We start from the raw sequence: 20,545 nt of genomic DNA, 5'->3' as shown, positions 1-20,545 counted from the left end.
ATTTTTTGAATAGAATTAAAAAATGTTTTAAAACAAAGACTTGCTATTTTCATGGTAAAGTAAAAACACGCCAAGGAGCATTATAAGTCCACAAAAAGCCTTTATTGGCCCAAATTCTTCTGATAGGATAAAAGATGCAAAAAGTGCTCCAAAAAATGAAGATAATGGAAATATAGATCCAACTTTTGCTGACCCAATTGTCCTGATTGCAAAATAAACTAAAATGAATGCTAGACCAGTACTAAATATAGAAACATAGGTAAGAAATGGTATCATATTGACAGGTATTTTAAAATTTAGACCTAATAAAATAGCTACACATAAAAGTGATAATCCACCAATAGTACTTTTAACTGCTGATATCCAAATTAAATCTCTTTTTTTACTTAAAAATTTACTTAAAACTGTGTCAGTTCCCCAAAAAAAAGCTGAAGATATTATTAAAAAATTGCCAACTAAATTTCCACCAAAATTTTGGAAACTTCCTTGAGTAGCTATATAACCTGCACCTGTAAGTATTAATAACATACCAACTACGTCTTTAATTTTAAATATTTCATTAAGAATAAACGTACTCATAATTACTATGAATAAGACTTCAACATTTAAAAGTAAAGCTGCATTTACGGCACTGACAAATTTTAATCCAGTATAGTATAGAAATGGTGCAATCGAGGAACCGGATAAGGCTGTAATGATAAGTATTATATAATCTCTCCTAGATATATAATCTTCAGTATACATGCTCTTGTTTAAAAGCTTTAACAATGGTTCACCTATAGGAGAAAATTTTATTGAAAAAAGAAATGCACCAGCTATTATATACACTAATGCTCCTAACACTATTGGATGAACATATTTAACCATGATTTTGCTAAAGGCAGCTGATAATCCAAATAACACTGTTGCTAAGAGTGCACTAAGATATCCCCATTTTTCCATGTTATCACCTTATGGAGTGGTTAACTATGAAAAAGATAGCATTAAAGGTTGCATATATAGGTACTCATTTTTTTGGCTTTCAAAGGCAACCAGATCTCAGAACTGTCGAAGGAGAACTCATAAAAGCATTAGTTGAGACTGGAATTCTAGATGAATCAGGAGTGGCAAGATTCAGATCCGCTGGAAGGACAGACAAAGGAGTACATGCTTTGGGCAATGTTGTAACATTTTTCACTGACGAGGATGTTATAATAAATCAGATAAATAGTTGTTTACCTGATGATGTATATATACTTGGGAAGGCATCAGTACCTTATGGTTTCAAGACAAGGTATGCTTACAGGCGACACTATAGATATGTATTACCAAACGATGGTTTAAATATTGAGTTGATGAAAGAAGCAAGTAAAAAGTTTGAAGGAAGGCATGACTTCACAAATTTTTCTCGTAGGGTTGAAGAAAGAAATCCTATACGGTATATAGAAAAAGTGGACGTAGTTGATAAAGGAGAATATATTTGGGTCGATGTGATTGGAGAAAGTTTCTTATGGCAAATGGTTAGAAAAATGGTTAAAGTTTTATTTGATATAGGAAAAGAAGAATATGAACCTGAAAAAATAGATGAATTTTTAGATACAGAAGAAAAAGTTTACATAGAACCCATGCCCCCAGAAAATTTAATATTAATGAAAGTTATGTATAAGCCACCTGTGAAATTTGAACATGAAGAAAAAGCTTATTTAAAGTTCATGTCAAAACTTGAAGAAGAATTAACTAAATATAGATCTGCTTATTTTGTAAGGGAAACAATGTCAGAATTTGTTAAAGAAGAAATAGATAAAAGAAAAGAAAATTCATAAGGTGTCTTTTATGAAGTATTAATTGAATTAGGGGGTTATAAATTTAGTAGGTAATGAAAATGAAAAAGCAATAATAGTTGGCCTTGATCCTGGCCACACTGTAGGATTAGCAATCATTGATCTAAATTATGAGTTATTAACATTGAAAAGTATGAAAAACCCTTCTTTGAGCGATATAGTAAATGAGATCATTAAGCATGGTAAAACAATTATAGTTGGAACAGATGTTTGTCCTCCTCCTAAAATGGTCAAAAAATTAGCTACAATTCTTAATTCAAAAATATATGTTCCTCATAAATCATTGTCAAAAGAATTAAAAAATGAAATTGTTCAGAATTTTCTTTCTGAAAAGGAATATGAATTAGAACCTGAAAATTCACATGAAAGAGATGCTCTTGCTTCTGCTATTAAAACTTACAAACATTATGAAGGCAAACTAAGACAAATTGATAAAAAATTAGAAAGTTCGAAAATTAAAGAATCTATGAAGAATTATGTTAAAAGCATAGTTATTAGGGATGATAAACCTATTAGCGATGCCATAAAACTTGTTTCAAAGGAAAAATCCGAAAAGAAAGAAAAGAAGCAAAAAAAGAAACCAAAACCAAAAATAAAATCCAAGAGATTTTACAAATTAAGAAGATTGTTAAACATTTATAAAAGGAAAATAAGACATCAAAACAATTTAATTAAAAAATTAAAAAAAGAAAATAAGAAGTTAAAAAGGATATTAAGTGAAAAGTCAAAAGAAAATAAAAAATTAAAGGAAAAAATCAATAAACTTCATTATGAATATTCAAAAGGTTTACTTCTAAACAAGGAACTTTCTGCAAAAATAAAAATTATAAAGTCTTTACAAGAAAAATACAGAAGAGAGCTAGAATTAAGAAAAAAATTAGAAGAAAACTTAAAGTCATTGCACAAGTTAATCGATATAATTTACTCCAAAAATAAAGTTCCTGTGAAAATTATAGAATCATTTACTAAAGAAGGAATAAAAAAGGCATGTGAAAATTGGCATGTCACTGAGGACGATGTATTACTAATTCTTAAACCAGAACTTGGAGGAAGATCAACTGCTTTACTTTTATCAAATATAAAACCAAAGTGTATTATATTTGATGGTAAAATTTCTCCTAGTGCTAAAGAAGTTTTTGATGAAAGAAATATTCCTGTAATATCTATTTCAGAATTAAATTTAAAGTTTTCAAATGGATTTGCAATAGTTAATTTAGAAGAATTGAATAAGAGTATCAAAAGATGGAAAAAAAGACATGGGGAAAAAATGAGAGAAAAGCTAATAAAAATTATTAAGGAATACAGGAATAAAAGGAAAAGAAAACTTGAGTGATATAAATGAAGATAGCTATTGTCTTAGGAACTAGACCTGAAATAATAAAGATGGCACCAATAATCGATAAATTACAAAATGAAAGTATTTCTTTCACCTTAATACATACGGGACAACATTACGATTATGAGATGTCAGACCAGTTTTTTTTCGAGTTGGAATTACCATCTCCTGATTATAATATAGGTGTTGGGTCATGTTCTCATGGAAAAATGACAGGAAAAATGATTACTGGGATCGAAAAAACTTTAAAAAAAGAAGATCCAAACTTAGTTTTAGTTCAAGGTGATACAAATGCAACACTTGCAGGTGCTTTAGCAGCTTCGAAGATGCATATAGCTGTTGGGCATGTAGAAGCTGGTTTAAGATCTTTTGACAAATCAATGCCAGAAGAAATAAACAGGGTTATAACTGACATGTGTTCTACTATACACTATGCACCAACAGAAGAAGCAGCGTTAAATTTAATATTTGAAGGTTTAAATCCAAAAAATATATACATAACTGGAAACACTGTTGTAGATGCATGTATAAGAAATTTAAAAATTGCAAAAAAGAAAAAAAAGAATATTGCTAAAAAATTAAATTCAGGAAAAATAATAACAATAACTTTGCATAGGGCAGAAAATGTTGATAATAAAAATAGGCTTTATGATATTGTTAAAGCCTTAAAAGAATTAGATGAATTTAACATTGTGTTTCCTATTCATCCACGAACAAGAAAAAATTTAAAAAAATTTGGCTTGTATTCTGAACTTAAAAAATGTGAACATGTGCATATTTTGAAACCACTAGGATATCTTGATTTTTTATTACTTTTATCTGAGTCTTTTATCGTTCTCACTGATTCTGGAGGTGTTCAAGAAGAAGCTATAACTTTAAATGTTCCATGTCTTACATTAAGATACAATACAGAACGTATAGAGACTGTAGATGCTGGTGGCAATATATTGGTAGGAACCAGAAAAGACAAAATAATTAAATATGTTAGACTAATTGCTAATAATAAAAAATTTAGAGAAAAAATGAAAAATGCTACCAACCCATATGGTGATGGTAAGGCATCCGAAAGAATTATTGAGAGTATAATTAATGCATCTAAAGATGGAAAATTAAAAATATCTCCTAGTGAAAAATTCATGAAAATTCCAAAAAGAACTCTTAAATATGTCAAGGAAAACATGACTGTAGTAGAATTTGAAGAAACCTATGACGTCAATGTGCAGGTAGTATATGAAAATGGAAAACCAAAATTTCCATATCCTAATTTAAATCTTAAAAACAAACACGTTTTAATAACATCAATTTAAAACCAATATAGTTAATTTGCACTAGTGAGGCATGGTCATGTTGAAAAATAAACCTAAAATTGCAGTATTTGGATTAGGACATATTGGTCTTCCGGCAGCTGCTCTTTTTGCAGACAAAGGATTTGATGTAATTGGCGTTGATATAAATGAAGAAGTTGTAAAAAGCGTAAATGAAGGTAAATCTCATATTCTTGAGCCTGGACTTGATGAACTTGTGGAAAGAGTAGTTAAAAATGGAAAATTAACAGCGACTATGGATGGCGTTGAAGCAGCAAAGAAAGCAAAGATAATTATAATTGTTGTTCCAACTCCGGTGACTGAAAAAAATAGACCTGATTTAACTTACATTTCTTCAGCATGTAGAACTATTTCACGCGGTTTAAAAAAAGGAGATTTAGTTATAGTTGAAAGTACAGTTCCTCCAGGAACTTGTGACAATGTTGTTATACCTATTCTAGAAAAAAGTGGACTCAATGTTGTTAAAGATTTTGGAGTTGCTTATACACCAGAGAGAGCATTGCCGCATAATACACTTTATGAAATGACTCATAACGCAAGAGTTATAGGCGCCAGTGACAAAAAAACAGCTAAGAGAACTGCCAAACTTTACAAACATATTACATGTGGCAAAACCATTATTGTGAAGGATTTAGTTACAGCCGAAATGGTTAAATTAATGGAAAACACATATAGAGATGTTAATATAGCTCTAGCCAATGAATTCGCAATGATATGCGAATCTTTAGGTGTAGATGCAATTGATGCAATAAATGCTGCAAACTATCACCCAAGAGTTAATATTCATACACCAGGACCTGGTGTTGGTGGACATTGTTTATCAGTTGACCCTTACTTCATTGTCGATGTTGCTAAGAAAAAAGGAATAGATGCTAAACTAATTAGAACTGCTAGAGAGATTAATGAATACATGCCTTTCCATGTTTTCAAAATGATTAAAAGATCACTGAAAGAGAAAGGTAAAAATTTAAAAGGAAGTACTATTGGAATATTAGGCGTTGCATATAAGGGAAATGTTTCTGATACTCGAAGAACGCCATCAAAACCTTTAATAAATGAACTCATAAATTTTGGAGCTACTGTGCTTGCCCACGATCCTTATGTATCTGATGAAGAGATAGAAAAAATGGGTGCAAAGCCTGCCACATTAAATGAAGTGTTAAATTGTGATTGTATAGTACTTATGGCTGACCATGATGATTATCGTAAAATATCTCCAGAAATGATTCAAAATTCAATATTTATTTGTGCACGGCCCTTACTTAAGCCCAATGGTTTTCTGCGTAAAGGTATTTTATTTAGAGGGGTTGGTCGCATTTGATACTTGTATTTGAGTATGCAACTGCCCAAGGTCTCAATGATCCAGAACTATTAATTGAAGGAAAAGCAATGTTAGAAGCAATTCTTAAGGACCTTGATGGCTTAGATGCTTGTTATTTGATATCAGAAAATATAGGTGAAATAAGAAAATTCAAAACTATAAGGCCATTATTTTTAAAGAAAAATGAAAGTATTTATGATTGGCTTGAAAAAAATATTTCAAATTTTAATTCATGTTTTTTTGTGGCTCCAGAAAGTGACATGGAACTTTATAAATTAACAAAATTGATTGAAGATTCTGGAATAAAAATAATAGGATCTAATAGTGATGCAGTTTTGAAATGTTCAGATAAATGGCTCACATACAAATCTTTAAAAAATAAAGTTAATGTAATAGAAACATATAAAGTTAAAAATTATAAAAAAGAAAAAATAGATGGTAAATTGGTTTTAAAACCAAGAGATGGTGTATCTTGTCAAAATATAAAAATTTTGGATTCAATTGAAGAATTAAGCCTTAAAAAAATTGACAATGAAAAATACTTATTGCAAAAATTTATAGAAGGAAAACATGTAAGTGTTAGTCTATTATCCAATGGTAAAATTGCGGTGCCAATATCACTTAACAGACAATACATATCAATAAAAAACGGAAAAATGAGATATTTAGGTGGATTAGTCCCATATAAACATCCAAACGCTAAATCAATTATGAAAACAGCTAAGAATGCTGTTGAAAGCATAGATGGAATAAAAGGATATGTAGGTGTAGATTTAGTAGTTTCTGATAGAGTATATGTTGTTGAAATAAATTCAAGAGTAACTACACCATATATTGCCTTAAGAGAATTAGTTAATTTCAATCTTGGAGAAGCTATAATTAATTCTGTAGAAGGTATTTTACCTTCTGAAGTTAGTATCAACGCAAAGAGTTGTATTGAATTTAAAAAAGAAGACAAGGATTTAAAATTGGTGAGAATAGATGAAAATTGTGGGATTTGATATAGGAGGGGCCAACACAGATTTTGCATTAGTAGAATTCGAAAAGGATAAAATAAAAAGAATAGATGTAGATTTTGAATATCTGCCAGTGTGGAAAGAAAAAGAAAAGTTAAAAGATACTATCAAAGGATTTTTAGAGAAAGAAAGTAAAATAGATGGAATAGGAGTTACAATGACTGCAGAACTTAGCGATGCATACAAAAACAAAAAAGAAGGAGTTTTAGATATTTTAAACATAGTTGAAAATGTTTCAAATGCCCCTACAGGGTATATAAGCTTTTCTGGGATATTAACTCCAAACGAGGCAAAAAAGGATCCAATAAAAGTTGCCTCAGCTAATTGGGTTGCAACTGCAGAACTTGTAGGAAGAATTGTAGAAGATTGTATTCTTGTTGATATTGGAAGTACTACCACAGACATCATACCTATAAGAAATGGTTCTGAAGCTGCTAGAGGTAAATATGATATTGAAAGATTAAACACTGGAGAACTAGTATATACCGGCATGCTTAGGACTAATGTGGCAACTATTGTTGACAGGGTCCCTATTGATGATAAATGGTACCGTGTTTCATCTGAACTTTTTGCAATAACTGCAGATGTACATTTGATATTAGGTAACATAGATAAAAAAGATTATGTATGTGATACCCCAGATGGAAGAGGAAAAACAAAGAAAGATGCTATGAGGAGAATAGCAAAGGTTGTTTGTGCAGACATGGACATACTGAGTAAGAAAGACATACTATCAATATGCAAATATATAGCTGATAGACAAGTACTTCAGGTTTCAGATGCAATTAGTGAAGTTGTAAGCAGGGAAAGATTAAATTTAATTGTTACTACTGGTCTTGGAATGGAGCTTGCAGAAAAAGCATGTGATGTTTTAGGAATAGAAAATATAAGGTTAGACAAATTTTTCTCAGAAGAAGAGTGCACAGTGATGCCTGCAATAGGATCTGCAATAATGATGAGTAAACATCTCAATACCAAACATCCTTAATTTTTAAAATATAGGCTATAATATTTGTAAAAATATGGAGAATAATGGTTATTATTATTACAAATAATATTACCTCAGCTGGTGGTAAAGTGACAATAGATCCCAATAATAATGCACCGGCCACAAAGTCCAGCTGATCAAGAATTGGAGCAGGTTTGCCTCTCTCTATACCTAATCTTCTTTTAATGAAACTTCCAAATGCATCACCAAGCAATGCACCAAACCCTAGGAGAAATCCTAAAGTAGTTCTATGCATAACTTCTCCAACTAACAAACCTTCAACAAACCCTGTTAAAGTTCCAAAGAAAGTTCCAGCTAAAGTACCTTTCCATGTAACACCGTCTCCAATTAATCTTTTTTTATCAATAAAATGAACTCCAAAATCTAAAGGCAAACCTCCACCAAAGATAAGTGCAGTTACGTTAGCAATATATGCTGGTAATATAAAAAATATAGCATTAATTATCTCACCAATCAATTCCATATAATTCTCTCCAATTTTTATTTCCTTAAATTTATATTTGGCTCTATAAAAATCATAATCATGCAAAAGTGATAGAAGGTGAAAATGTGCTTAAAAAGAAAACAAAAAGTTTGTGTCCTAAATGTTTAAAAACTATTGATGCAGAAATATCTGAAGAAGATAATAGAATCATCATAACAAAGAAATGTCCAGAACACGGTACTTTTAAGAATACATATTGGAGTGATAGCAAATTATATGAAAAATTTGAGAAATATGAACATGTTGGGGATGGAATAAAAAATCCACAAACAAATGGAAAAAATTGTCCTCAAGATTGTGGACTTTGTCAAATGCATAAAAGCCACACAGTATTGGGGCTAATAGATGTAACTAACAGATGTAATCTAAGATGTCCTACTTGTTTTGCAAATGCTGCTACATCCGGATATCTATATGAACCATCTTATGAGGAAATAAGGAAAATGTTAAGACTTCTAAGAAATAATAAACCCGTCCCTACTCCTGCAATCCAGTATGCTGGAGGAGAACCAACAGTTAGAAAAGACATTTTAGAGTTAATAAAATTGGCTAGAGAAGAAGGATTTACACATGTCCAAATAGCTACAAATGGATTGAAATTAGGAAAAGATCCTTCATTCCCAAAAAAACTAAGAAATGCTGGTTTAAACACCGTTTATTTACAGTTTGATGGTGTTACTAGTGACCCATATATCACTTTGAGAGGAAAAGATCTCTTACCTATAAAATTAGATGCAATTGAAAATTGTAGGAAGGCTGGTTTAGGAATTGTATTAGTTCCAACATTAGTTAAGGGTGTTAATGATCATGAAATAGGCGATATTATTAAGTTTGCTATTGATAATCATGATGTAATTCGTGGTATTACATTTCAACCCGTCTCCTTTACAGGAAGAACTCATAGTAACGATGTTGAAGAAGGAAGGATAACTATACCTGACTTTATGAAATTAGTTGAAAAACAGACGGAAGGCATGATAACTGTCGATGACTTTTATCCTGCATCATCAGTAGTTCCAATATCAGAATTAATTGAAGCACTTGAAGGGGAAGCTCAAGTGAAATTCACATGTCATCAACATTGTGGAGCAGCAACATATATATTCATAGATGATGACGAGGTTGTACCTATAACAAGATTCATAAATGTGGATGAGTTCTTTGAATTAATGTACAAACTTAAAAAAGATATTGAAGGTAAAGGTGTTAGAGGAAAAGCTAAAGCAATTGGTAGACTAGCATTTAATTTAAGAAAAATAATGGAGATGTCCAAAGTACCAAAATCTATTGATATGAAAAAATTAATATTGTCAATTTTCAAAGAAAGATCATATGAAGCACTTGGAGATTTCCATTACAAAAGTTTATTAATATCATGCATGCATTTTATGGATCCATGGAATTTTGATATTGAACGTGTAAAAAGGTGTATAATACATTATGCAACTCCTGATGGTCGTATAATACCTTTCTGTAGTATGAATTCAATTCATAGAGAAATAATTGAGAAAAAATTTTCTAAGCCTTTGAAGAAGTGATATCATGGAAGTAAAAACACCTTCAAGGTTGCATATAACTTTAATAGATTTAAATGGAAAAATAGGAAGAATTGATGGTGGAATTGGAATTACATTGAAAAAACCATCTATTGTAATAAAAGGTGAACCTGCAGAGAGAAGTAAGATAGAATTTAGTGGTAAAGTTTATAGTGAAAAAGAATATATAAATAAAATAAAAATGGCTACGGAAAAAACTCTAGATTATTTTGATGAAAATACTAATTTTGAGTTTAATGTAAAAAAAACATATCCAGCACATGCAGGATTAGGATCAGGAACACAAACTGCACTGGCAACAGCAAAAATAATAAGTCATTATTTAGGTTATGAATGTGATGCAAGATCACTAGCAAAAATAGTTGGTCGTGGAGGAACATCTGGGATAGGAGTAGCAGCTTTTGAAAATGGTGGATTTATTGTAGATGGTGGACATAGTACATCAGAAAAAAAGGATTTTCTTCCATCTTCAGCTTCCAAGGCTTCTCCACCTCCAATTCTTGTAAATTACAATTTTCCAAAAGATTGGAAAATTATAGTTGCAATGCCATATAGTGGTAGGTCAATATCTGGAAACAAGGAAGTTAATATTTTTAAAAAATATTGTCCCATCCCATTAAGAGATGTTGAGAAAATATGTCACATAATACTCATGAAAATGTTGCCTGCATTGATTGAGAAAGATATAGAAGAGTTCGGAGATTGTATAAACAAAATTCAAAATTTAGGTTTCAAAAAAATAGAAAGAGAATTGCAAAGTAAATATGTAGACAAAATTATAGAAAATATGAAAAGCGCTGGTGCAGTATGTGCTGGTATGAGCTCATTTGGCCCAACCGTATATGGAATTACAGATAGTAATGCAAAAGACATTGCAAATGCAGCTAGAGAAGTGATAGGAGATGAAGGTGAGGTTATAATAACTAATGCACAAAACAAAGGAGCTGAAATTAAAAAATGATAATCAAAGGTAAAGTTTGGAAATTTGGTGACAATATCGATACAGATACAATAATCCCTGGAAGGTATTTAAGAACTTTTAATTTAGATGAGCTAGCATCTCATGCAATGGAACCAATAAGGCCTGAATTTCCAAAAAAAGTTAAAAAAGGTGACATAATAGTGGCTGGAAATAATTTTGGATGTGGATCATCTAGGGAACAGGCGGCAAAAGTACTTAAACATTTAGGCATTTCGGCCATCGTCGCTAAATCGTTTGCCAGAATATTTTTTAGAAATTCTATAAATATAGGACTACCAGCAATTATTTCAAATGTAAATGCTAGTGACGGTGATCTTTTAGAAATTAAATTGGAGGAAGGGATTATACATAATGTAACAACAGGGAAAGTGTTTAAAGCAAAGCCATATAATAAATTTATTCTTGATATTTTGAAAGCAGGAGGAATTATACAATATTTAAAGAGAAATCAACATTCTTTTTAAATGAGGAATGAGTATGAAATGTCCTAATTGTGGATCAAGAGATCTTGAGATTTTAAAGTCTGAAACAGAAATAAAGAAACATAAAGAAATTAAAAGAGCATTGTTTAGATGTAGGAAGTGTGACACAGTCTTTAGAGATGTTTTAGGACGTGAAATACCAATAAAAATAAATGTAATTGTAAGTAAATATGAAAAATCTTGGAAAGAAAAAATTTTTGTATTACCAAGTAAAAAATTTTCTGTTGGAGATATAATACAAACTGAAAGTGGAGCATCAAAAATAACATCTATTGAAAAAAGTGATGGTACCAGAGTTAAAAAATGTAAAGCACAGGATATAGATACTCTTTGGACTGTCACATTAGAAAAACCTGCAAGAATAGGATTATCAATTGACTTTGGTGGTGAAATATTATCTAAAAAATTAGAGGTTGATAGGAATCTTACTTTTGGGATAGGTGACACAATAAAAATAGGTAAACATGTAGTTAAGATAAGAGCTATAAGAACCAAAAAGAAAACAATAAGAACTGGTTCTGATAAAGCTAAGAATATAAAAAGATTATATACAGTTCCTCTAAAGCCAGATGCTCCATATAAATATGATCTAACTTCTTTGGTGATTAGTTGAAAAATGAGAAAGAAAGATTGATAAGAGAGCTTGTTGAGATGGGATATATAAAATCTGAGGCTGTTAGAAAAGCAATGGAAAAAGTACCTAGGGAAGAATTCTTACCACCTGATCAGAGGCGATATGCATATTTAGATCAGCCATTGCCAATTGGAGAAGGACAAACAGTCTCAGCACCACATATGGTTGCAATGATATGTGAAGTTCTTGATCTTAAGAAAGGGATGAAAGTTCTTGAGATTGGAGCAGGCTGTGGATACAATGCTGCTGTTGTGGCTGAAATTGTGGGGAAAGAAGGCCATGTTTATAGTATAGAACGCATAAAATCATTATACAATATGGCAAAAAATAATTTAAAGAGACTTGGGTATGATGACAGAGTGACAGTAATATTTGGAGATGGTACACTTGGCTACCCAGATGCAGCACCATATGATCGTATATATGTAACTGCTTCTGCTCCGCAAATACCTCCTCCTTTAAAAAAACAATTAAAGGTTGGAGGAAAATTATTAATACCTGTGGGGAGTAGTAGATTTTATCAAAATCTCATTTTAGTTGAAAAGATAAAAGAAAATAAATATGAAACGCATAATTTAGGGGGAGTTGCATTCGTACCCCTTATTGGTAAATATGGATGGAAAGAATAAATTCCAAAAAAATTTATTTATTTAAAATTTTAAAACTAAAATATAGAAATCTACTTTTTTGTCAAAAACATGATGATCAGGAACCATGAAAGTCTACATAGAAACCTATGGATGTACATATAATAAAGCAGATTCACAAATAATTGCAGGAATATTAGAAAAAGAAAACATTAAGGTAGTTGACAGTATAGATGAAGCAGATGTCATAATTTTAAACACATGTTATGTAAAACAGCCAACTGAACACAAAATTATTAACAGAATTAGAGAATTGCAAAATACTTACAAATCAAAAGAGTTAATAGTAGCTGGATGCATGGTTGAAATAGATCCTGAAAAATTAAAAAAAATAGCACCGGAATCTGCTTGGTTGGGACCTCACAAACTCCATAAAGCCCCAGAAGTTGTAAAATCCGTAATAAATGGTAACAAAAAGAAAGTATATGGCAAAGACTCAAAAATTAAGGTTGAGATGCCTAAAAAGAGATTTAATTCTCACGTCCATATCGTTCAAATTTGTGAAGGATGTCTAGGCAACTGTAGTTACTGTTGTACAAGGTTTGCAAGAGGTAGACTATATAGTTATCCTCTTGATTCTATTGTAAAAGATGTTAAAAAAGCAATAGAAGATGGTTGTGTGGAAATACAACTAACTGCACAAGATACTGCAGCATATGGCAGAGATATTGGATGTGACTTACCCACATTAATAAATAAAATAACATCCTTAGATGGAAAATTTAAGATCAGAGTCGGAATGATGCATCCTAAAAACGTTAAAAAAATTTTGGATGAATTGGTAGATGCCTATGATTCTGAAAAAATATACAAATTTTTACATTTACCTGTTCAAAGCGGTAGCGACAAAGTACTGAGGGACATGAACAGAGGTTATAAAGTCAAAGATTTCAAAAAGATTGTAAGAAAATTCAGAAAAAAAATTCCAGAAATTAGTATAGCAACAGATATCATTGTTGGATTTCCAACAGAAAGTAGAGAGGACTTTAAGAAGACATGCGAACTTTTGAATGAGATAAAACCCAACTTCATACATTCCTCAAGATATGCACATCGTCCCGGAGCAAAATCTTCAAAACTCGATGAATTGGACCATAATGAGGTTAAAGAACGATCAAGAATTATTGAGGAAATAAAAAATAAAATAATGAGGGAAGAAAATAAGAAGCTAGTAGGAACAGAGCAAAAAGTACTTATTGTTGAGAAAGGTAAAAAAGGCGGATATATTGGCAGAACAAGTTCATATATCCCAGTAATTGTCAATAGTGGAAAACCAGGAGAAATCATAAAAGTTAAAATAAAAGAAGCAACCTCTACATATTTAAAAGGAGATGCCGTGGGCCGGATTTGAACCGGCGACAACCGGATCTTCAGTCCGGCGTTCTCCCAGGCTGAACTACCACGGCAAGTGGGCCGGACGAGATTCGAACTCGCGACCACCTCCTCGTCAGGGAGGCATCCTAGGCCACTAGACCACCGGCCCATTTTATTTTTTTAGAAGTGGTTATATATAACTTTTTCCATTCTTAAATTGAGGTGTTACCATGAATATAATTGAAGCCGAGAATGTATCTTATAAATATCCTGACGGTACACTAGCATTAAAAAATGTGAATTTTTTTGCTAAGAAAAATAAAATCACTGCTATTTTAGGTCCAAATGGGGCTGGTAAAACAACTTTATTATTACATTTTAATGGAATACTTAAACCAATTTCTGGAAGGATTATAGTAGATGGCAAGCCAATTGATTATAGTAAGGAAGGTTTAATGGAAGTAAGACAGAAGGTAGGAATAGTTTTTCAAAATCCTGATGACCAGTTGTTTGCTCCAACTGTTGAAGAAGATGTGGCATTTGGACCCTTAAATTTAGGTTTAGATGAGGATGAAATTAAAAGAAGAGTACATGAAGCCTTATCTAAGGTTGGAATGAAAGGTTTTGAAAATAAAGCACCTCACCACCTTAGTGGAGGTCAGAAAAAAAGAGTGGCAATAGCTGGAGTTTTAGCTATGAAACCAAAAGTCATGATTTTGGATGAACCAACCGCTGGTTTAGATCCAAAAGGAGCATCACAAATTGTTAAATTAATCCATGAACTCAATGAATCTGGTACCACTATTATAATTTCAACACATGATGTTGATCTTGTACCATTACTTGCTGATTATGTATATATAATGAAAGATGGACAAATTATTGAAAAAGGAAAACCTAAAAAAACGTTTAGTGAAGTAGATGTTATCAGAAATAGTGATTTAAGACTTCCAAGAGTTGCTCACCTAATTGAAATCATGACAAAAAAAGATGGTTTGCCTTTTAGTAAACCATATCCATTAACAATCGGAGAAGCAAGAAGATATTTAATTAAATTTATACGTAAAATAAAATGTCAAAAGAAAAATTATTCTAATTAGGTGGAATATCATGAAAAAGGTGGGAATATGTGATACCACTTTTGCACGTTATGATATGGCATCAGCAGCAATAGATGAAATAAAAAAACATGCCACAAACGTAAAAATAATAAGATATACAGTTCCAGGTATTAAAGATCTTCCAGTCGCATGTAAAAAGTTAATTGAAGAAGAAGGCTGTGATATTGTTATGGCATTTGGAATGCCAGGACCAACTAAAATAGACAAAATGTGTGCTCATGAAGCTTCTTTAGGTCTCATACAAGCACAACTCATGACAAATACACATATTTTAGAAGTTTTTGTTCATGAAGATGAAGAAGTTGATCCTAAGGAATTAAAATTATTGGCAGAAAGACGGGCAAGAGAACATGCGCAAAATCTTATTAAAATGTTATTTAAACCAAAAAAAATGATAAGGGAAGCTGGAATGGGAAAAAGAGAAGGAAAACCAGATGTAGGTCCTTTATAGGGAGGTGAATTATATGGTTAAGGTTATAGGAATAGTTGGAAGTCCTAGACTTGAAGGTAATACAAAATTTTTAGTTGAAAAAGCATTAAAAGCTGCAGAAGAAGAAGGAGCTGAAACAGAACTTATACATTTAGCAAAATATGATATAAATCCATGCAAATCTTGTATGACTTGTAGAAAGGAAGGAAGATGTTCAATAGATGATGACATGGGTAAAATCTTAGATAAAATAAGAGAAAGTCAAGGAATAATTATTGGAAGCCCAGTTTACTTTGGAGACATATCTGCTCAAACAAAAATTTTCATGGATAGAACATTGCCTCTTCGTGCAAATGGGTTTGAAATGAGAGATAAAGTTGGAGGTGCAATAACAGTCGGTGGATCACGTAATGGAGGCCAAGAAACTTCATGCATGTCAATACATAATTTCTTCCTAATTCATGAAGCTATAGTTGTTGGCGATGCATCACCAACAGCTCACTATGGAGGCACAGGGGTTGGATTTGCCGTGGGAGATTGTAAAGATGATGGTGTAGGCATTGAAACTTCTGAAAACCTTGGGAGAAGAGTTGCTAGGGTTGCATTAAAGTTGCATCGTGGGGAAAAATGGTAGATAAAGTAATGGTAGTAGTTCCAGCATATAATGAAGAAAAACATATTGAAGAGGTAGTAACTGAATTATGCGAAAGAAATTATGAAGTGGTTGTTGTAAACGACGGATCTGAAGATAGGACAAGGGAAATATTGAAGAAGTTAAAATCAAAATATAGGGACAAGTTACATGTATATCACCACATAGTTAATGCTGGACTAGGAGTAGCATTGAAGACAGGAATAAAAGCTGCATTAAGAAAAAATGCTGACTACATAGTCACTTTTGATGCTGATGGTCAGCATGACCCTGATGATATTCAAAAACTTCTCAATGTATTGAAAAGGGACAAAGCAGATGTTGTAATTGGTAAACGAAATTTTTCAGAGATGCCATTCTCAAGAAGGATTGGAAATATCATACTTAACTTTATTACATTTCTTTTTTATGGATTACATGTAAATGATTCGCAATGTGGATTAAGAGCTTTTACAAGGAATGCAGCAGAAAAAATAGAAATCTATTCACGTGGTTATTCTGTTTCGTCTGACATAATTGGAGAAATAAAAAGGAAAAACCTTAAAATTGAAGAAGTGAATATTAAAACACTTTACACTGAATATAGCCTAAATAAAGGTACTAATCCCATAGAAGGAATTAAAATAGCTCTTAGAATAATGATAAACAGGTTTAGAAGGTAGAGGTGCATATGTTATGATATATGTAATTGCGTTTTTTATTGCAATCATTGGGATCATAATAACAATTAAAAAATTTAGAGAAGGAAAAATATCTTCTCCCCCTTTCATATTTTGGATTTTTGTATGGTCATTTTTATTGTTAGTATCTATATTTCCAAAATTTACAACCATACTTGCCAAAATTTTTGGAATTGGACGAGGACTTGACATTATTATAATAATAGCAATACTTGGTTGTTACTACTTACTTTTCAAAATATATTTAATGATAGAAGATTTAAAGACCGAAATATCAGAGATTATTCACAAATTAGCCTTAAATGAGGGTGAAGATGAAGATAGGGATCGTGACTGAGTATTTTCCAAGGAGTGAAAAGTTTGAGATTAGGGGTGGAGCAGAAGGTTGTGCATTTAATGAAGCACTATATTTATCTAAAAATCATGATGTAATTGTCTTAACTTCTAGAGAAAAAGGAATGCCTCCTTCATATAAAATCGGCAAAATAAAAGTTATTACTTGTGGTTTAGAAAGAAAATACACACAAAGTGGTTCTTTTTTTAAAAGAATAATTTTTATGATAGATGCATATCTAAAAAGTAGAAAATTTGATTTTGATATTGTAATTGGTTATAATTTTATTACACATTCTATTGCATGGTTAATATCAAAAAGTAAGGGCATACCTGTAGTAGCTCGCTATCATGATGTTTGGATAGGTGAATGGACAAAAAATATAGGTATAAGTGGTATTTTTGGGGAATTTTTAGAAAGATTTAATCTTTCACGAAACTTTGATGCAATATTTGCTGTATCAAACTATACAAAAAATAAATTGAAAAAATATGCTGATAGCAACAAAATTGAAGTTATACCAAATATCGTGGATATAAATGTACCCGAAGTGGATAAAAGTAATAATCCCACAATAGTATGTGTTTCAAGGCTTGTAAAATACAAAAGAGTTGAAGATCTCATAAGAGCTATACATATAATTAAAAAAGATATCCCAAATATTAGATGTAAGATTGTAGGAACAGGTCCTATGTTAAATTACTTAAAGGAATTGACAAAAAAACTTAATGTTGAAAAAAACATAGAATTTTGTGGATTTATCGAAAAACATGAAGATGTTCTAAAAATAATTAAATCTGCACATGTTTTTTGTATTCCTAGTATTGTAGAAGGATTTGGAATCGTAGTTATAGAAGCAATGGGTTGTCAAGTTCCATTTGTGGCAACAAAAATCCCTGCAATAGTTGAATCTACAGGCATGAAAGGAGGTTTATTCTTTAAGCCTACAGATTATGTGGACCTCGCTAACAAAATTAAAAAAATTTTAACAAATAAAAGACTTTACACAAAACTTAAAAAGGAATGTAAAGACAAATACAAGGAATATAGTAGAGACAACATTGGTAAAATTTTAGAAATGAAATTAAAAGAAATACTTTCAAAACCAAAAAAGTAAAAATTTTTATTTATAAAAAAACACTTTTTATAAAAAATAATCTTGTTAGTTTTAAGATTTGGAGGGTTGTAATTTGTTATTGTTAGTAAGTCCAATTAATACAAAAGAAGCGAAAGAAGCCATAGAAGGTGGCGCAGACATAATAGATGTAAAAAATCCTAAAGAAGGATCTTTAGGTGCGAATTTTCCTTGGGTTATAAAATCTATAAAAGAAATAATACCAAAAGATAAATTACTTAGCGCTACTGTAGGTGACATTGATTATAAACCAGGAACTGTGTCATTAGCTGTACTTGGTGCAGTAACATCAGGAGCTGACTATGTAAAAATAGGATTATATGGAACTAAAAATTATGAACAAGCACTAGAAGTTATGAAAAATGCTGTTAAAACTGTAGAATATAGTGAATCTGAAGCATTTGTTGTAGCAGCTGGTTATGGAGATGCTAAACGCGTAAATTCTGTAGATCCTATGGAAATTCCAAACATAGCTGCAGATGCGGATGCAGATGTTGCAATGTTAGATACAGCCATAAAGGATGGTAAATGCCTTTTAGATTTTTTAAATTTAAATGAACTTGCAGAATTTGTAGAAAATTCACACGATCATGGTCTCAAGTGTGCACTAGCTGGATCATTGAAAAAAGAACATGTAAAATTATTACATGAGATTGGATGTGATATTGTAGGCATAAGAGGCGCTGCTTGTATTGGCGGTGATCGTAACAAAGGTTACATCCATCGTTCTGCAGTTTCAGAACTTAAAAATATTATTAAAGGTTTTTAGGTGTCAAACATGTATCGTGAAAAACTAGAGAAAGCAAAAACTGCATATACATTCGATGATTTTCTGTTAGTTCCACAAGCCTCATGGGTAGAACCTAAAGATGTAGACACAAAAACCAGAGTTACAAGAAATTATGAAATAAATATACCTATACTCAGTTCTGCCATGGATACAGTAACAGAAGCTGAGATGGCAATCGCATTAGCCCGTGAGGGTGGTTTAGGGGTAATACATAGAAACATGAGTACAAAGGAACAAGTGGAAGAAATAAAAAAAGTTAAAAGATCTGGTGATATCACAATTAGAGATGTTATAACTGTAGATCCAGATGCTCCTATTTCTGAAGCTTATGAAATAATGAAGAGGGAAAACATAAGTGGATTACCTGTTGTTGTTGACGATAAATTAGTTGGAATAATAAGTAGGAGGGATATAAAACCTATTGTAAATTCAAAAGGCGACAAAAAAGTTAAAGAAGTGATGACATCTGATGTTGTGACAGTACCTGAATCAATTACTCCTGAAGAGGCACTGAACATAGCCTATGAAAATAAGGTTGAGAGACTACCTGTTGTAAAAGATGGAAAGCTAGTAGGTATAATAACTGTTAGAGACATTCTTGAGAGAAAAAAATATCCAAACGCATGTAGAGATGAGGAAGGTAGATTCCTTGTGGCAGCAGCTGTTGGACCATTTGATTTAGATAGAGCAAAGTCTCTTGATAAGGCCGGAGCTGACATTTTGGTGATTGATAGTGCACATGCACATAATATGAGGTTGGTAAAGTACTCTAAAATAATGAAAAAAAATATTGATGCTGATTTAGTGGTTGGTAATATAGCTACGCGTGAAGCAGCTGAAGATCTCATATCTCAAGAAGTAGATGGATTAAAAGTAGGAATAGGTCCAGGATCAATGTGTACAACTAGAATAGTTGCAGGAGTTGGAGTTCCTCAATTAAGTGCAATAGCTGAAGTTAGTGACGTTGCTGCTGAGTATGATATACCAGTAATTGCAGATGGTGGTATAAGATATTCAGGAGATATTGCAAAGGCTATTGCAGTTGGGGCAGATGCTGTCATGTTAGGTAACCTTTTGGCAGGTACTTCTGAGGCTCCAGGAGAAATTGTCATAATAAATGGGCGTAAATATAAACAATATAGAGGTATGGGATCTTTAGGTGCCATGACAGGTGGAATAGGAGCAGGAACTGATCGATATTTCCAAAATATAAATAAAAAAAGCCACATGAAACATACAAAATTGGTTCCTGAAGGAGTTGAAGGTGTGGTTCCATACAGAGGTAGTGTAAAAGAAGTTATATTTCAATTGGTTGGGGGATTGAAGGCATCTATGGGATACTGTGGTGCCAAAACAATAAAGGAAATGAAAGAAAAGGCAAAATTGGTGCGTATAACTCAAAGTGGAATAAAAGAAAGTCATCCTCACGATTTATTAATAACTAATGAAAGTCCAAACTATCCTACCTATTGAGGAA

22 protein-coding genes and 2 tRNA genes are annotated in these 20,545 nt (G+C 31.8%); 20 read left to right on the top strand and 4 right to left on the bottom strand.

Translation table 11 applies throughout. From position 1 onward, the window contains the following. Window positions 1-27 precede the first annotated feature (27 nt). Entirely contained in the window at window positions 28-942 is a 915-nt protein-coding gene (locus tag ACZ5LY_RS06445; protein ID WP_013413296.1) for a DMT family transporter, read from the bottom strand. A 26-nt stretch (window positions 943-968) separates the two neighbouring features. On the opposite strand from ACZ5LY_RS06445, the gene truA reads away from it, so the two are divergent. The 6 genes from truA to ACZ5LY_RS06415 are packed head-to-tail and all read left to right on the top strand — an operon-like array spanning window position 969 to window position 7,806. Further along, window positions 969-1,802 (top strand): tRNA pseudouridine(38-40) synthase TruA, encoded by an 834-nt coding sequence (gene truA, locus ACZ5LY_RS06440; protein WP_013413295.1) that lies wholly within the window; start codon window positions 969-971, stop codon window positions 1,800-1,802. Window positions 1,803-1,839: 37 nt separating this feature from the next. Beyond that, the gene (locus tag ACZ5LY_RS06435) at window positions 1,840-3,153 is read left to right on the top strand and encodes a DUF460 domain-containing protein (protein WP_013413294.1); all 1,314 of its coding nucleotides are present in this window, start codon (window positions 1,840-1,842) and stop codon (window positions 3,151-3,153) included. Between the two features lie 5 nt (window positions 3,154-3,158). Next, complete coding sequence (gene wecB, locus ACZ5LY_RS06430) at window positions 3,159-4,463, top strand: non-hydrolyzing UDP-N-acetylglucosamine 2-epimerase (RefSeq protein ID WP_013413293.1); 1,305 nt, start codon at window positions 3,159-3,161, stop codon at window positions 4,461-4,463. Between the two features lie 37 nt (window positions 4,464-4,500). Next, a complete protein-coding gene (locus tag ACZ5LY_RS06425) occupies window positions 4,501-5,802 on the top strand; it encodes a nucleotide sugar dehydrogenase (RefSeq protein ID WP_013413292.1) in 1,302 nt (433 codons plus the stop codon). Then, complete coding sequence (locus tag ACZ5LY_RS06420) at window positions 5,799-6,803, top strand: ATP-grasp domain-containing protein (RefSeq protein WP_013413291.1); 1,005 nt, start codon at window positions 5,799-5,801, stop codon at window positions 6,801-6,803. Before ACZ5LY_RS06425 ends, ACZ5LY_RS06420 begins: the two co-directional genes overlap by 4 nt. Further along, window positions 6,784-7,806 carry a hydantoinase/oxoprolinase family protein gene (locus ACZ5LY_RS06415; protein WP_013413290.1) on the top strand — a complete coding sequence of 341 codons (1,023 nt, stop codon included), beginning with the start codon at window positions 6,784-6,786 and terminating at the stop codon, window positions 7,804-7,806. Before ACZ5LY_RS06420 ends, ACZ5LY_RS06415 begins: the two co-directional genes overlap by 20 nt. Here the strand turns inward: ACZ5LY_RS06415 and ACZ5LY_RS06410 are convergent. Beyond that, on the bottom strand, window positions 7,787-8,290 hold the full coding sequence (locus ACZ5LY_RS06410) for a CDP-2,3-bis-(O-geranylgeranyl)-sn-glycerol synthase (protein WP_013413289.1): 504 nt from the start codon (window positions 8,288-8,290) through the stop codon (window positions 7,787-7,789). The two genes, ACZ5LY_RS06415 and ACZ5LY_RS06410, sit on opposite strands and share 20 nt — an antisense overlap. 86 nt (window positions 8,291-8,376) lie before the next feature. Between ACZ5LY_RS06410 and tes the strand changes: the two genes are divergently transcribed. The 6 genes from tes to ACZ5LY_RS06380 all read left to right on the top strand — a co-directional run bounded on the left by tes (window position 8,377) and on the right by ACZ5LY_RS06380 (window position 13,963). Next, window positions 8,377-9,849 (top strand): tetraether lipid synthase Tes, encoded by a 1,473-nt coding sequence (gene tes / locus ACZ5LY_RS06405; RefSeq protein ID WP_013413288.1) that lies wholly within the window; start codon window positions 8,377-8,379, stop codon window positions 9,847-9,849. Between the two features lie 4 nt (window positions 9,850-9,853). Then, window positions 9,854-10,828 (top strand): beta-ribofuranosylaminobenzene 5'-phosphate synthase, encoded by a 975-nt coding sequence (locus tag ACZ5LY_RS06400; protein ID WP_013413287.1) that lies wholly within the window; start codon window positions 9,854-9,856, stop codon window positions 10,826-10,828. Next, entirely contained in the window at window positions 10,825-11,313 is a 489-nt protein-coding gene (gene hacB, locus ACZ5LY_RS06395) for a homoaconitase small subunit (RefSeq protein ID WP_013413286.1), read from the top strand. Before ACZ5LY_RS06400 ends, hacB begins: the two co-directional genes overlap by 4 nt. A gap of 13 nt (window positions 11,314-11,326) precedes the next feature. Beyond that, window positions 11,327-11,944: an HVO_0476 family zinc finger protein gene (locus tag ACZ5LY_RS06390; RefSeq protein ID WP_013413285.1), complete on the top strand. Its 618-nt coding sequence runs from the start codon at window positions 11,327-11,329 to the stop codon at window positions 11,942-11,944. Further along, window positions 11,941-12,594 carry a protein-L-isoaspartate O-methyltransferase gene (locus ACZ5LY_RS06385; RefSeq protein ID WP_013413284.1) on the top strand — a complete coding sequence of 218 codons (654 nt, stop codon included), beginning with the start codon at window positions 11,941-11,943 and terminating at the stop codon, window positions 12,592-12,594. The genes ACZ5LY_RS06390 and ACZ5LY_RS06385 overlap by 4 nt, the downstream gene beginning before the upstream one ends. A gap of 85 nt (window positions 12,595-12,679) precedes the next feature. Then, window positions 12,680-13,963 carry a tRNA (N(6)-L-threonylcarbamoyladenosine(37)-C(2))-methylthiotransferase gene (locus ACZ5LY_RS06380; protein WP_464577473.1) on the top strand — a complete coding sequence of 428 codons (1,284 nt, stop codon included), beginning with the start codon at window positions 12,680-12,682 and terminating at the stop codon, window positions 13,961-13,963. On the opposite strand, the gene ACZ5LY_RS06375 is transcribed toward ACZ5LY_RS06380, so the two are convergent. Together ACZ5LY_RS06375 and ACZ5LY_RS06370 are read right to left on the bottom strand one after the other, a co-directional pair. Continuing rightward, a tRNA-Phe gene (locus tag ACZ5LY_RS06375) sits at window positions 13,945-14,018 on the bottom strand. The genes ACZ5LY_RS06380 and ACZ5LY_RS06375 overlap by 19 nt on opposite strands. 3 nt (window positions 14,019-14,021) lie before the next feature. Beyond that, window positions 14,022-14,095, bottom strand: a tRNA-Val gene (locus ACZ5LY_RS06370). 61 nt (window positions 14,096-14,156) lie between these two features. Here ACZ5LY_RS06370 and ACZ5LY_RS06365 point away from each other — a divergent pair. The 8 genes from ACZ5LY_RS06365 to guaB all read left to right on the top strand — a co-directional run bounded on the left by ACZ5LY_RS06365 (window position 14,157) and on the right by guaB (window position 20,541). Further along, window positions 14,157-15,026, top strand: a complete 870-nt coding sequence (locus ACZ5LY_RS06365; protein ID WP_013413282.1) for an ATP-binding cassette domain-containing protein — start codon at window positions 14,157-14,159, stop codon at window positions 15,024-15,026. A 10-nt stretch (window positions 15,027-15,036) separates the two neighbouring features. Beyond that, complete coding sequence (gene ribC, locus ACZ5LY_RS06360; RefSeq protein WP_464577471.1) at window positions 15,037-15,498, top strand: riboflavin synthase; 462 nt, start codon at window positions 15,037-15,039, stop codon at window positions 15,496-15,498. A gap of 13 nt (window positions 15,499-15,511) precedes the next feature. After that, on the top strand, window positions 15,512-16,111 hold the full coding sequence (locus tag ACZ5LY_RS06355) for a flavodoxin family protein (protein WP_464577469.1): 600 nt from the start codon (window positions 15,512-15,514) through the stop codon (window positions 16,109-16,111). Beyond that, window positions 16,105-16,791, top strand: coding sequence for a glycosyltransferase family 2 protein (locus ACZ5LY_RS06350; protein ID WP_013413279.1), 687 nt, complete (start codon window positions 16,105-16,107; stop codon window positions 16,789-16,791). The genes ACZ5LY_RS06355 and ACZ5LY_RS06350 overlap by 7 nt, the downstream gene beginning before the upstream one ends. 13 nt (window positions 16,792-16,804) lie before the next feature. Next, the gene (locus ACZ5LY_RS06345) at window positions 16,805-17,146 is read left to right on the top strand and encodes a DUF2304 domain-containing protein (RefSeq protein ID WP_013413278.1); all 342 of its coding nucleotides are present in this window, start codon (window positions 16,805-16,807) and stop codon (window positions 17,144-17,146) included. After that, window positions 17,124-18,260: a glycosyltransferase family 4 protein gene (locus ACZ5LY_RS06340; RefSeq protein WP_464577466.1), complete on the top strand. Its 1,137-nt coding sequence runs from the start codon at window positions 17,124-17,126 to the stop codon at window positions 18,258-18,260. The genes ACZ5LY_RS06345 and ACZ5LY_RS06340 overlap by 23 nt, the downstream gene beginning before the upstream one ends. 73 nt (window positions 18,261-18,333) lie before the next feature. Next, window positions 18,334-19,047: a (5-formylfuran-3-yl)methyl phosphate synthase gene (locus ACZ5LY_RS06335; protein WP_013413276.1), complete on the top strand. Its 714-nt coding sequence runs from the start codon at window positions 18,334-18,336 to the stop codon at window positions 19,045-19,047. A gap of 9 nt (window positions 19,048-19,056) precedes the next feature. Next, window positions 19,057-20,541 (top strand): IMP dehydrogenase, encoded by a 1,485-nt coding sequence (gene guaB / locus ACZ5LY_RS06330; RefSeq protein ID WP_013413275.1) that lies wholly within the window; start codon window positions 19,057-19,059, stop codon window positions 20,539-20,541. Window positions 20,542-20,545 lie beyond the last annotated feature (4 nt).

The sequence above is a fragment of the Methanothermus sociabilis genome, from assembly GCF_055392295.1.
Note: the sequence above shows the minus strand (reverse complement) of the source record. Positions and strands in the feature narration are given on the sequence as shown.

Coding starts and splice junctions, on each gene's coding strand:
- ACZ5LY_RS06445 (WP_013413296.1), bottom strand. CDS start 942: ATGGAAAAATGGGGATATCTTAGTGCACTCTTAGCAACAGTGTTATTT.
- truA (WP_013413295.1), top strand. CDS start 969: ATGAAAAAGATAGCATTAAAGGTTGCATATATAGGTACTCATTTTTTT.
- wecB (WP_013413293.1), top strand. CDS start 3,159: ATGAAGATAGCTATTGTCTTAGGAACTAGACCTGAAATAATAAAGATG.
- ACZ5LY_RS06425 (WP_013413292.1), top strand. CDS start 4,501: ATGTTGAAAAATAAACCTAAAATTGCAGTATTTGGATTAGGACATATT.
- ACZ5LY_RS06415 (WP_013413290.1), top strand. CDS start 6,784: ATGAAAATTGTGGGATTTGATATAGGAGGGGCCAACACAGATTTTGCA.
- ACZ5LY_RS06410 (WP_013413289.1), bottom strand. CDS start 8,290: ATGGAATTGATTGGTGAGATAATTAATGCTATATTTTTTATATTACCA.
- ACZ5LY_RS06400 (WP_013413287.1), top strand. CDS start 9,854: ATGGAAGTAAAAACACCTTCAAGGTTGCATATAACTTTAATAGATTTA.
- hacB (WP_013413286.1), top strand. CDS start 10,825: ATGATAATCAAAGGTAAAGTTTGGAAATTTGGTGACAATATCGATACA.
- ACZ5LY_RS06390 (WP_013413285.1), top strand. CDS start 11,327: ATGAAATGTCCTAATTGTGGATCAAGAGATCTTGAGATTTTAAAGTCT.
- ACZ5LY_RS06380 (WP_464577473.1), top strand. CDS start 12,680: ATGAAAGTCTACATAGAAACCTATGGATGTACATATAATAAAGCAGAT.
- ACZ5LY_RS06365 (WP_013413282.1), top strand. CDS start 14,157: ATGAATATAATTGAAGCCGAGAATGTATCTTATAAATATCCTGACGGT.
- ribC (WP_464577471.1), top strand. CDS start 15,037: ATGAAAAAGGTGGGAATATGTGATACCACTTTTGCACGTTATGATATG.
- ACZ5LY_RS06355 (WP_464577469.1), top strand. CDS start 15,512: ATGGTTAAGGTTATAGGAATAGTTGGAAGTCCTAGACTTGAAGGTAAT.
- ACZ5LY_RS06350 (WP_013413279.1), top strand. CDS start 16,105: ATGGTAGATAAAGTAATGGTAGTAGTTCCAGCATATAATGAAGAAAAA.
- ACZ5LY_RS06345 (WP_013413278.1), top strand. CDS start 16,805: ATGATATATGTAATTGCGTTTTTTATTGCAATCATTGGGATCATAATA.
- ACZ5LY_RS06340 (WP_464577466.1), top strand. CDS start 17,124: ATGAAGATAGGGATCGTGACTGAGTATTTTCCAAGGAGTGAAAAGTTT.
- guaB (WP_013413275.1), top strand. CDS start 19,057: ATGTATCGTGAAAAACTAGAGAAAGCAAAAACTGCATATACATTCGAT.